At 69.7% G+C, this 11,158-nt stretch carries 11 protein-coding genes; 2 read left to right on the forward strand and 9 right to left on the reverse strand.

Features of this window, described 5'->3' with window-relative positions; translation table 11 throughout:
• Positions 1–229: 229 nt before the first annotated feature.
• From AB0H36_RS42660 to AB0H36_RS42675, 4 genes are read right to left on the reverse strand one after another with little or no spacing between them, the layout of a single operon-like run.
• A complete protein-coding gene (locus AB0H36_RS42660) occupies positions 230–1,351 on the reverse strand; it encodes an XdhC/CoxI family protein (protein WP_360536879.1) in 1,122 nt (373 codons plus the stop codon).
• A complete protein-coding gene (locus AB0H36_RS42665; protein WP_360536881.1) occupies positions 1,344–2,435 on the reverse strand; it encodes a VWA domain-containing protein in 1,092 nt (363 codons plus the stop codon). The genes AB0H36_RS42660 and AB0H36_RS42665 overlap by 8 nt, the downstream gene beginning before the upstream one ends.
• Entirely contained in the window at positions 2,432–3,307 is an 876-nt protein-coding gene (locus AB0H36_RS42670) for a MoxR family ATPase (protein ID WP_360536883.1), read from the reverse strand. Before AB0H36_RS42670 ends, AB0H36_RS42665 begins: the two co-directional genes overlap by 4 nt.
• Before the next feature lie 38 nt (positions 3,308–3,345).
• Complete coding sequence (locus AB0H36_RS42675) at positions 3,346–4,029, reverse strand: NTP transferase domain-containing protein (RefSeq protein WP_360536885.1); 684 nt, start codon at positions 4,027–4,029, stop codon at positions 3,346–3,348.
• Positions 4,030–4,102: 73 nt separating this feature from the next.
• Between AB0H36_RS42675 and nadA the strand changes: the two genes are divergently transcribed.
• The gene (gene nadA, locus AB0H36_RS42680; protein WP_360536887.1) at positions 4,103–5,293 is read left to right on the forward strand and encodes a quinolinate synthase NadA; all 1,191 of its coding nucleotides are present in this window, start codon (positions 4,103–4,105) and stop codon (positions 5,291–5,293) included.
• Here nadA and AB0H36_RS42685 read toward each other — a convergent pair.
• Genes AB0H36_RS42685 through AB0H36_RS42705 form a run of 5 tightly spaced genes read right to left on the reverse strand, consistent with a single transcriptional unit; the run spans position 5,290 to position 9,277 of the window.
• Positions 5,290–6,477, reverse strand: a complete 1,188-nt coding sequence (locus AB0H36_RS42685; RefSeq protein WP_360536889.1) for a glycosyltransferase family 4 protein — start codon at positions 6,475–6,477, stop codon at positions 5,290–5,292. The genes nadA and AB0H36_RS42685 overlap by 4 nt on opposite strands.
• The gene (locus AB0H36_RS42690) at positions 6,477–6,893 is read right to left on the reverse strand and encodes an adenylyltransferase/cytidyltransferase family protein (RefSeq protein WP_360536891.1); all 417 of its coding nucleotides are present in this window, start codon (positions 6,891–6,893) and stop codon (positions 6,477–6,479) included. The genes AB0H36_RS42685 and AB0H36_RS42690 overlap by 1 nt, the downstream gene beginning before the upstream one ends.
• Entirely contained in the window at positions 6,893–7,624 is a 732-nt protein-coding gene (locus AB0H36_RS42695) for a CDP-alcohol phosphatidyltransferase family protein (RefSeq protein WP_360536893.1), read from the reverse strand. The genes AB0H36_RS42690 and AB0H36_RS42695 overlap by 1 nt, the downstream gene beginning before the upstream one ends.
• The gene (locus tag AB0H36_RS42700) at positions 7,621–8,046 is read right to left on the reverse strand and encodes an adenylyltransferase/cytidyltransferase family protein (RefSeq protein ID WP_360536895.1); all 426 of its coding nucleotides are present in this window, start codon (positions 8,044–8,046) and stop codon (positions 7,621–7,623) included. The genes AB0H36_RS42695 and AB0H36_RS42700 overlap by 4 nt, the downstream gene beginning before the upstream one ends.
• A gap of 19 nt (positions 8,047–8,065) precedes the next feature.
• The gene (locus AB0H36_RS42705) at positions 8,066–9,277 is read right to left on the reverse strand and encodes a glycosyltransferase family 4 protein (protein ID WP_360536897.1); all 1,212 of its coding nucleotides are present in this window, start codon (positions 9,275–9,277) and stop codon (positions 8,066–8,068) included.
• Between the two features lie 184 nt (positions 9,278–9,461).
• Here AB0H36_RS42705 and AB0H36_RS42710 point away from each other — a divergent pair, with 184 nt between their 5' ends.
• A complete protein-coding gene (locus AB0H36_RS42710) occupies positions 9,462–11,057 on the forward strand; it encodes a right-handed parallel beta-helix repeat-containing protein (RefSeq protein ID WP_360536899.1) in 1,596 nt (531 codons plus the stop codon).
• Positions 11,058–11,158: the final 101 nt, after the last annotated feature.

The following is an 11,158-nucleotide window of genomic DNA, read 5'->3' on the forward strand; positions in this document are numbered from 1 at the left end:
TCATCAACAGCGTTGCGGACATGGGGGCCTGGACTGAGGAGCGGAGGGAGCGAAGCGACTGGAGTGACAAGGGAAGGCCGGGAGTTAAAGCCCCATGACCCGCCGCGCGGCATTCAACACAGTCATGGGGCCTCCCGGCCTGGACTGAGGAGCGGAGGGAGCGAAGCGACTGGAGTGACGAGGGAAGGCCGGGAGTTCCAGCCCCATACCCCGCGCGGCAGCGCGGCATTCAATGATGGTGAATGGGTCCGGCCTGCTCCGAGAGCCGGGTGCCGCTGCCCTTCCAGTGCTGGGCGATGAACTCGGCGGCGATGCTGATCGCGGTCTCCTCCGGCGTCCGCGCGCCCAGGTCGAGACCGATCGGGCTGGCCAGGCGGGCGATCTCGTCGTCGGTCAGGCCGGCCTCGTGCAGACGCTTGACCCGGTCGTCGTGCGTACGGCGGGAGCCCATCGCCCCGATGTAGCCGAGCTCCGGCAGCCGGAGCGCGACCTCGAGCAGCGGTACGTCGAACTTCGGATCATGGGTGAGCACACAGACCACCGTCCGGCCGTCGATCCGACCGGCCGCCGCCTCCGCCGCGAGGTACCGGTGCGGCCAGTCGACCACCACCTCGTTCGCCGACGGGAACCGCGTGGCCGTCGCGAACACGCCACGCGCATCGCACACCGTCACCCGGTAACCGAGGAACGCGCCGACCTTCGCGACCGCCGCCGCGAAGTCGATCGCACCGAAGACCAGCAACCGCGGCACCGGCGCGTACGACGACACGAACACGCGCATCCCCTCACCGCGCCGCTGCCCGTCCGGCCCGTACTCCAACGTCTCCGTCCGCCCGGACTCCAGCAGGCCCCGCGCATCATCCGTCACCGCGTCATCGGCTCGCTCCGACCCAAGGCTCCCCTGCGTCGGTGCATCCGGCCGGATCACCAGGCGCCGACCGATACGAGCGGGATCCGGATGCGCGACGACGGTTGCCACCGCCACTGGTCGGCCGGCGGCGATGTCGTCAGCCACCTCGCCCAACAACGGGTACGACGTCTGGTCCACCCGCTCCACGAAGATGTCGATGATCCCGCCACACGTCAGTCCGACTGCGAACGCCGACTCGTCGCTCACGCCGTACCGCTGCAGTACGGGCTCGCCGGACTCCAGGATCTCCTCACCTAGCTGGTAGACCGCGCCCTCGACGCAACCACCCGACACGCTGCCGACCGCCTCACCACCGGGGCCGACCAGCATCACCGCGCCGGGCTGCCGCGGTGCGGACTCGAACGTGGCCACAACGGTGCCTACAGCAACCGGCTCGCCCGTGTTCCACCACTCCACCAGCCGTTCGAGCACGTCACGCATCGGCCACCACCTCCAGAAGATCCGCAAAGCTGGCCAGGCTGTGCCCTGCGACAAGGTCGTTCAGATGCGGCAGTACGGCGACGATCCCGGCCTGCACCGGCGCATACCCAGCCTTGCCACGGTGCGGGTTCAGCCAGACCACCCGGTGCGCGAGACTGGCCAGCCGCGCCACCTGCTCACCGAGCTGCGACGCGTCGCCCCGCTCCCACCCGTCGCTGCACACCACTACGACCGCCCGGCGCGCCGTACCGCGCTGACCCCAGCGGTCCAGGAACACCTTCAGCACCTCGCCCAGCCGAGTCCCACCCGACCAGTCCGGTACGACGTCGCCCGCCAGCCGCAGCGCGAACTCCGGATCGCGGTGCCGCAGCGCGGGCGTCACCCGGGTGAGCCGCGTACCGATGGTGAAGACCTCCACCGACCGCGGCGCGACCTGGACCAGCGTGTGCGCGAGTCGCAGCAGGCTGTCGGCGTACGGGCGCATCGAGCCGGACACGTCGACCAGCACGACCACGCGACGCGGGCGAGTGCCGCGTCGGCGGTAGAGGACTCGCGCGGGCTCGCCGACCTGACGCAGCTGGGCTCGCAGCGTCCGCCGTGGGTCGATCTCGCCGCGATGCGATGGGCGGCGGCGAGCGGCGCGGCGGACCGGGACCCGCGGGCGCAGCGTGCTGAACAGTCTCGCCAACTCGGCACGGTCGACCGCGGACAGCTCGGCGACGTCACGGTGGCGCAGGACTTCCGTCCTACTCGCGGAGACGGTCAGCGACCGGCCGCTGTCCTCGCCCGCGGCGGACTCGTCGACGTCGAGTGCAGCCTGCATCGTCGTGGTCGCCGTACGGCGGACTGCCTTACCGACTCGCTCTCCGGAGAACCAGGCGGCGAACACCTCGTCGTACCGCGCGGTGTCGTCCGGACCACTGCACAACGCCGACCGGCCGGCCCAGTACACATCGGCAGTCGCGCCCGCATCGAGTGCAGCGACCGCGCGCAGGAACAGCTGGACCCGGTCAGCCGTCACAGCCAGCCCCGCGTGCCGGAGTGCCGAAGCGAAGCCGGTCAGCGCGAGGTCCGGTGCGGTCATGATGCGAGCAACCGGTCCAGGGATTCGCGGACTCGGTCGGTGTCCTCTCGGTACTTGAGTACGGCTCCCAGCGTTGCGGCGGCCGCCTCTACATCGAGGGTGTCCGTGCCGAGTGCGTCGAGCGCACGCGCCCAGTCGAGGGTCTCGGCGACGCCGGGCGGTTTCAGCAGGTCGAGGTCGCGCATCCGCTGCACCGAGCGCGCGACCTGCTCGGCGAGACGCTGGGACACCTCCGGCAACCGGGTCCGGACGATCTCGACCTCGCGGGCCAGGCCGGGATGGTCGATCCAGTGGTACAGGCAGCGCCGCTTCAACGCGTCGTGGATCTCGCGGGTCCGGTTCGACGTCAGTACGACGATGGGCGGGACCTCGGCGGTGACCGTACCGAGCTCGGGAATCGTCACCTCGTGCGTCGACAGCACCTCGAGCAGGAACGCCTCGAACTCGTCGTCGGCGCGGTCGATCTCGTCCACCAGCAGGACGGCGGGACTCTCCCGCAAGGCGCGCAGCACCGGGCGGGCGAGCAGGAAGCGCTCGTCGAACAAGCTCTTCTCGACTTCTTCGGTGTCGGCGTCGGCGCTGGTCGCCTCGACGGTGCGCAGGTGCAGGATCTGCCGCGGGAAGTCCCAGTCGTAGAGCGCCTGGGTCGAGTCGATGCCCTCATAGCACTGCAGCCGGATCAACTGGACGTCGAGCGCCTCGGCGATCGCGGCGGCGAGCGAGGTCTTGCCGGTGCCCGGTTCGCCCTCGAGGAGCAGCGGGCGGTGCAGGGCTAGGGCGAGGTAGCCGACCGTGGCCAGGCCGTCGTCGGCGAGGTACCCGGTCCCGCGCAGGCGCTCGGCGAGCTCTGCCGCGGAGCCGACTGCGTTCATCTCCTCATCGTCACCCGGCCCGCCCGCCTTGCCAAGGCTCAGCCGATCCGATGCCCCTCCGGCAACTCCCCCACCGTGTCCACATCCACCCCGTCCGCCAGATCCCCACACTCGACCTCAACCGGCGCATGCTCCCGGAGGTAGGCCCGAGCCCCCTGATCCCCCACCGCAGTCGCAGTCACCCCCGCCCAGTGCTCCCTCCCCAGTACGACGGGATGCCCCGGCGACCCGTCGTAGACAGCACGCACCAGCGCGGCCGGATCCGCCTGAGCAGCCACCCGCCGAAGCACCTCAACCGTCAGCCCAGGAACATCCACTGGAACCACGACCACTGCGTCTGCAACTGGTTGTGGCGCGGCGGCACCGCGCTCCGCGGTGCCCGAAGGCGCGGTGAGGTCGGAGTGCCGAGGCGTGCCAGCACCGCCTTCCGCGGTGAGCGGGGTGGTGAGGTGTTGAAGGGCGGTCAGGCCGGCTCGGAGGGAGGCGCCCATGCCTTCGTGCCAGTTGGTTGCTTCGACCACGTGCACCGAGTCGTCCAGCTCAGCGGTCACCTGGGTGGCGGCGGCGCCTACGACCACTACGACCGGGGAACAGCCGGCTGACTTCAACAGCTGAGTCGCGCGGGCAACCCACGAGAGACCGGTGGCGTCGCGGATGAGGGCCTTGGGGGTGCCCATCCGGCGGCCGGCGCCGGCGGCCAGGACCAGGCCTGCGGTCTTCACGGTAGGAGGGTAGCGATTTCACACTCTGAGCAGTGACGTGCGCCACGGGATCCCGGCAGTGCGGCATGGCACGATGTTTGACGTGACGACTACTGCGGACGGCCCGAAGGCTCTTCCCCTGCTGTTCCTGGGACAGAACACCGACCCGCACTCGGAGCGGGGTGTCGAGTGCCCGGGCGCGTTGCCGCCGGCCTCCGACCCGGACCTGGTCGAGCGGGCGCTGAAGGCGAAGGCGGCGCTCGGTGACCAGGTGTTCGTGCTCGGTCACCACTACCAGCGCGACGAGGTGATCCAGTTCGCCGACGTCACCGGTGACTCGTTCAAGCTCGCCCGCGACGCGGCGGCCCGGCCGGACGCGCCGTACATCGTCTTCTGCGGTGTGCACTTCATGGCCGAGTCGGCCGACATCCTCACCAACGACCAGCAGACCGTGATCCTGCCGGACCTCGCGGCCGGTTGCTCGATGGCGGACATGGCCCGGATCCAGCAGGTCGAGGCAGCCTGGGACGCGCTCGCCGACGCGGGTGTCGCGGACGTGACCGTACCGGTCACGTACATGAACTCCAGCGCCGACATCAAGGCGTTCTGCGGCCGCAACGGCGGCGCGGTCTGTACGTCGAGCAACGCCGACACCGCGCTCGAGTGGGCGTTCGAGCAGGGCGAGAAGGTGTTGTTCCTGCCCGACCAGCATCTGGGCCGCAACACCGCCGTACTGAAGATGGGCATGAGCCTGGACGACTGCGTGGTGTACGACCCGCACAAGCCGGGCGGCGGGCTCACCGTCGAGCAGCTCAAGGCCGCGAAGATGATCCTGTGGCGCGGGCACTGCTCGGTGCACGGCCGGTTCACAGCTGGCTCGGTCGACGACGTACGGGCGCGGATCCCCGGCGTCAACGTGATCGTGCACCCCGAGTGCCGGCACGAGGTCGTCACCAAGGCCGACCTGGTCGGCTCGACGGAGTACATCATCAACACCCTCGAGAAGGCCGAGCCCGGTACGTCGTGGGCGGTCGGCACCGAGCTGAACCTGGTGCAGCGGCTGGCGAAGCAGCACACCGACAAGAACATCGTGTTCCTGGACAAGGCGGTCTGCTACTGCGCCACCATGAACCGGATCGACCTACCGCACTTCGTGTGGGCGCTGGAGAACCTCCTCGCCGGCCACGTGGTCAACCCGATCAAGGTCGACCCCGACACCGAGAAGTACGCCAAACTAGCCCTCGACCGCATGCTCGCCCTCCCCGGCAAAACCGCACGGGACTAGTGGGAGACGCGGGCGGGGGTGTACCAGGCTGCGAGGAGGTCGGGGAGGCGGTCGGGGCCCCAGCGGTCTACTGGGGTGATGCGGCCTTGGAGTGATGCGAGGCCGCGGGCGAGCTCACCCACCACGTCGCCGCGCCAGGAGACGGCGACGCCCTCGCCCGGGCCGACGATGACCGCCGGCCCGCCGCGTTCGACACACACGACCGGGCAGCCGGACGCCAACGCCTCGGTCACCGCCCAGCCCGCCGCCTCACGCAGCGCGGGAGCGAGCAGGGCGTCGGCGCGGAACATCGCAGCCAGCACGTCCTCGCGCGGCAACTGCCCCATGAACTCGACCCGATCGCGGACTCCAAGCTCCAACGCGAGCCGCTCAGCACGCCCCCAGTCCGGCCCGTCGCCGATGATCCGCAGCTCCCAGTTCGCCGCCTCCGGCCGCGCCAGCGCGCTGATCCCGAGCAGCACACCCTTCCACGGGATCAGCCGCCCGACGAACAACGCCGTCTTGACGCCCGGACCACCGAAGGGCTCGTACGGCCCGGACGCGGTGAATCGGCTGATCGCGACGTTCGGCTGGACCACGACCTCCCGCGCGTACTTGCCGAACACCTCGGCCACATCGTTGTTCTGGGCAACCATCAGGTCAGCGTTCTGGGCGTGCTTGCGCCCGGTCAGGTGGCGCCGGATGCCGGTGTAGGTCCGCCGTACCAGCTCCGCCATCAGACCGCGCGGCCCGAGCCAGTGCGCCATCGACAGCGGCGCCGTGGTCGATCCGCCGACCGGGCCCCAGATCACCTTGGCCGACGACGGTTCCACCACCCCGGCCGCCATCCAGTCGACCGCGAAGGTCAGGTGGTGGATGACATCGAACGAGTGCTCCGCGTGCAGCCGCCGCGCGGTCTGCCGGGCCAGCCGCTGCCACAACGGGTAGTACCAGTACACGTCGGACGGCCGGCGGCGCAGCTTGAGCACCCACTTCGGCAGCTCCAGCGGCACGACGGTCAGTGCCGGAACCGGCCGGATCGCGAGCTCCTCGGCAATCTCGTGCGCGAACTTCCCGCGGGTGAGCAGCCAGACGTCGTGGTCGCGGGCGGCAGCCTTCGCCCAGGCCCAGCCCGCACCCGGCTCCGACCCGCCCTTCGGCCGGCACGCGTACGCGCTGAGCAGGACCTTCGGCCGGGTCGACATCAGCCCATCCCCTCCAAGAGCCTGCGCAGATCCGTGCTCGAGGTCGACGCGGTGTACGGGAAGTAGTGCACGCTGGCGCCGACCTCGCCGAGCAGCCTTTCCAGTCTTCTCCCCTTCTCGGTGCCCTTCCAATCGTCACCTTTGAACAGGACGTCGTACCGGAGCTGCTTCCACATCTCGAACTTGTCGCTGGACCAGTCGCTGACCACCTCGTCGACCAGGCCGAGCGCCCGGACGACCTCCATCCGCTCGTCGTGCGGGACCACCGGCGGCCGGCCCTTGATCCGGGCCACCACGTCGTCCTCGACCACGCCGGCGATCAGGTGGTCGCAGTGCTCGCGGGCCCGGCGCAGGATGTTCAGGTGACCGATGTGGAACATGTCGTACACACCGGGCGCATACCCGACCACGCCCATCAGCGCGCCACCCCGAGGACGGCCATCTCCCGGTACCACTTGGCGATCGCCGCGGCCAGGAACAGCAGGTTCGCCGCGAGCAGCGCGCCGTACAGGACGGCGAACAGCGCCGGCCAGGCGAAGGTCAGGAAGACCAGGCACAGCACGCCGTAGTCGGTCGGTGCGATGAGCAACGACTTGGCCACGGAGTCGCCGCGCTGGTTGGGCTGCTGCGCGCCGCCGTGCCGCCGGCGCAGCTGGTCGATCAGGATCAGCCCGAAGAACAGCACCGAGGACATGCAGACGTAGCCGAGCGGCACCAGCAGCACCAACTCGTTGCTGAAGGCATCGAAGCGGAAGAACGAGATCAGTACGGCGCTGTGCAGCAGGACGATCTTGACCGCGTCGATCATGTGGTCGAGCCACTCCCCCAGTGGCGACCCGCCACCGCGCAGCCGGGCCAGCTGGCCGTCGGCGGAGTCGAGGCCGTACCCGAGCACCAGCAACGCGGTCACCGCGAGCGCGAGCGGCGCCGACGGCCGGACGGTCGCGACCAGCACGATGCCCACCAGCGAGCAGAACCCGGACGCGAGGCTGACCTGGTTCGGCGTCCGGCCGCCCAGGAAGGCGGCGGCCGCGAAGACCCGCCCGATCCGCCGGTTCACGAACCGCGAGTACGCCGGTGTGCCGGCCGACGGCTTCTGCGCGCGCGAGAGCTGCCCGACGACGTCTCGCAGCGAAGTCGCCCTCATGCGACCGAACTGCGTGACTGCCGCTGGTCGATCGCGGCGCGCAGGATCGGGCTGCGGGAAGCGCGGCCGGTCGGCAGCACGCTGACGAGCTCGGCCGGAATCCCGTCGAGCTCTTCCGGTCCGAGCACCCCGTCGGTCCCGCCCGCGGCGAACACGGTCTGCGCCCCCAGGACGCCGGTCAGCCAGTCGGACCGGACGGCGTCCACCACGACGACCTCATCGACACAACGCAGGTGCTCGAGGATCTGGGCCCGCTCGACCAGCGGCACGAACGGGCGCGCACCCCAGGCGTCCACCGCCCAGTCGTCGGTCAGAACGCCGACCACCAGCCGGTCACACGCCTGCCGCGCGCGTCCGAGCACGTCGAGGTGCCCGACGTGGAACAGGTCGAAGACCCCGGCCAGAAATCCGATCCGCGGCACGCTACTTTCCCCCAGCAAACTACCGTCCCCCACCTGCTCCGCGACGAGTCCGGCCGCTGTCCGCGTGCCGGGCGATCGCATCCGAGTAGATCCTCTCCGTGGCCACGAGATCCCGCTCCGGGGTGAAGCGGTCGAGGTAAACCTGTCGGGCCCGTTCGCCGAAGGCTACCGAAGTGACGGGATCGCCGACCAACCCGATCGCCTTCCGCAGCCCTTCCGGGTCGCCCGGCTCGGTCAGCGCCCCGGTCTCGCCGTCGTCGACCAGCTCCGCCAGCGCCCCCAGCCGGGACGCGACCACCGGTACGCCGTGCGCGAAGGCCTCCACAACCACGAGACCGAACGTCTCATACGAACGGGCCGGTACGACGGCGACGCGCGCGGATCGCAGGAGTTCCATCCCCTCGGCCCACGGTAGTTGACCCTTCACCTGAATCGACGAGTCCCGCGCCGCCCGCGCCTCCGCCTCGGCCCGCAGCGGACCGTCGCCGATCACGACCAGCGTGCCGAGCGAGGAGTCCCACGCCTGCAGGAGATCCGCGAACCCCTTGTCCTCCACCAGCCGGCCGAGGAACACCACGGCCTCCCCCGGCCCCTCGCGCACCAGGCCCGAGTGCGGCACCGCATGCGGTTTCACGACGATCTGGTCCGGGTCGTAGCCGCCGGCCACAAACCGGCCGCGGACGAACTCCGACGGCGCGATCAACGTGGTGACGTACCGCTGCCAGGTGCGGAGCTTGTGGTGAACACCGATGCTGGTGGCCAGCGGCAACGTCTGCACACGGGACTCGCGGTAGCAGCCGTGCCGGACGCCGGACCACGGAATCTTGCCGATGCAGGATTCGCACGGCCGCCCGTCGCGCTGCAGGACCGCGTTGGCGCACATCAGCCGGAAGTTGTGCAGGGTCGCCACCACCGGGAGGTTCAGCCGGTGCGCCGCCCGGAGCACCGAGGCACTGAACAGCGGGAAGGTGTTGTGCACGTGCACGACGTCGGGCCGCTGCTCCTGCAATAGAACTGTTAAATCGCGCTCCGCGGAATATGACCAAACGGAGCGGAACGGTAACAGTGCGCGATCTTTTCGGGCCAACCCAGCGATATCGTCGCTGTTTCGCACGTACAGGTCGACGTCATGTCCTGAGTTACCCAGCAAATCGACCGTTTGCGCGACCACGGTGTTCTCGCCGCTGGGTTGACCCGTCCGGTAACGGTTGTGCAACATGGCGACCCGCATGGCACTACCTTAAGTCTCGCGGTGGCTACACCTGGTTGGTTCCGGACTGACATCGACCAGGGCCGCCTCACCCGGAGGGTGCAATTTGAGGAAGCTGTGGTTCGCAGCGCTTATCGCGGCTGCGCTCACCGTTGTTACAGTCGCGCTCCCGGTCATCGCCAATCAGAAGAACGCGACAGAGGCCGTGAAGTCACGCGCCGCCTCCGACTCGGTGAGCTCCGGCGTCCTCCCCTCACACCGCACCTCGAAGACCCCTACGGCCAAGATCCCGCCGAAGTCGGCCGCCACCGCAGCGCCCTCCAAGAAGCCGGCCGCGACGCCGCCCGCGTCCCCCAAGCCGAAGCCGACCACCACGCCCACAACCACGACGACGAAGGCCCCGGCCGCCGACGAAGGTGACGTCGGCCCGGCCGTCGCGGGCCCGTGCAGCGGTGTCGTGATCAAGCCCGGCCAGAACGCCCAGTCGATCGTGAACTCCAAGCCCGCCGGTACGACGTTCTGCTTCGCGGCCGGCCTGCACCGGATCACCGAGACGATCCGGCCGAAGGCGGACACCACGCTGGCGAGCGCGGCCCGCGCCGTACTGACCGGGTCGGTGCCGCTGACCGGATGGACCAAGTCCGGGGCCGCCTGGGTGGTGCGTGGCGCACTGCCGGCGGCGTACGGGATGAGCGGGCAGTGTGAGGACGACAAGGCGAACATCTGCCACCTGCGCGAGCAGGTCTTCGTCGACGGGACCCACCTGACCCGGGTCGCGAGCCTGGCCGCAGTCAAGGCCGGCACGTTCTACGCCGACTACGCGGCGAACGCGCTCTTCCTGGGCAGCAACCCGGCCGGACACGAGGTCGAGATGTCGAAGACGAAGACCGCGATCGAGTCCGGCGCAACCGGCGTGGTCGTCCGCGGCCTGACCATCGAGCACTTCGCCAGCGCACCGCAGGCCGGCGCGCTGGTCTCCGGCCCGGGCTGGAAGGTGACCGCCAACGACGTCCGCTGGAACCACGCGGTCGGCGTCATGCTGGTGCAGGCGAACAACACCCGGGTCGAGAAGAACCTGATCCGCAACAACGGACAGCTCGGCCTCGGCCAGTACGCCTCGGCCGCGGCGACCGTGACCCGCAACGTGATCACCGGCAACAACACCGACGGGTTCTGGATCGCCGACTGGGAGTCCGGCGGGATCAAGTCGACCAAGTCGTCCGGGACGGTCAGCGGCAACCTGATCAAGCAGAACAAGGGTGTCGGGATGTGGGCCGACGTGGCCGACGACGGCCGGGTGATCAGCGGCAACCAGATCGTCGGGAACGCCGCCGACGGGATCCGCTACGAGATCAGCCGCAACGGCACGATCGAGAACAACACGATCAGCGGCAACGGCTTCGGCACCGGCCGCGGCTCGGGCACGTCGCTGTGGGACGGCGGCGGCGTCAACGTCAACACCTCGACGAACGTGACGGTGCGGAACAACGTTGTCTCCGGCAACGTCAACGGCGTCACCATCCAGTCCCGGACCCGCGGCAGCGGGCCGTGGGGCACCTACCTGCTGCGCGACGTCGAGGTCACCGGGAACACCATCGAGATGACCGGCGGCACCCAGGCCACCGGCATGGTGCAGAACTCCGGCGCCCAGGTCCCGGCCGGCGAGGTGGTTTTCAGCGGCAACAAGTACGTGCTGGACGCGCTCGGCGCGCAGCGGTTCGCCAAGTTCGGCGCCAAGCTGACCGCGGCGGGCTGGAAGCAGGCCGGCCTGGACACGATCGGCAGCTTCCTGGCGAACTGACCGGGGCCCACGGCAACTTTTCTGCCGGAATGTATTGACGTGACTACCTGAAGTAGTAGTCTGCTGTGCGAAGCCGCGCCATGGGGGGTGCGCTCAGGACC

Source organism: Kribbella sp. NPDC050820 (assembly GCF_040653975.1).
Classification (GTDB): Bacteria; Actinomycetota; Actinomycetes; order Propionibacteriales; family Kribbellaceae; genus Kribbella.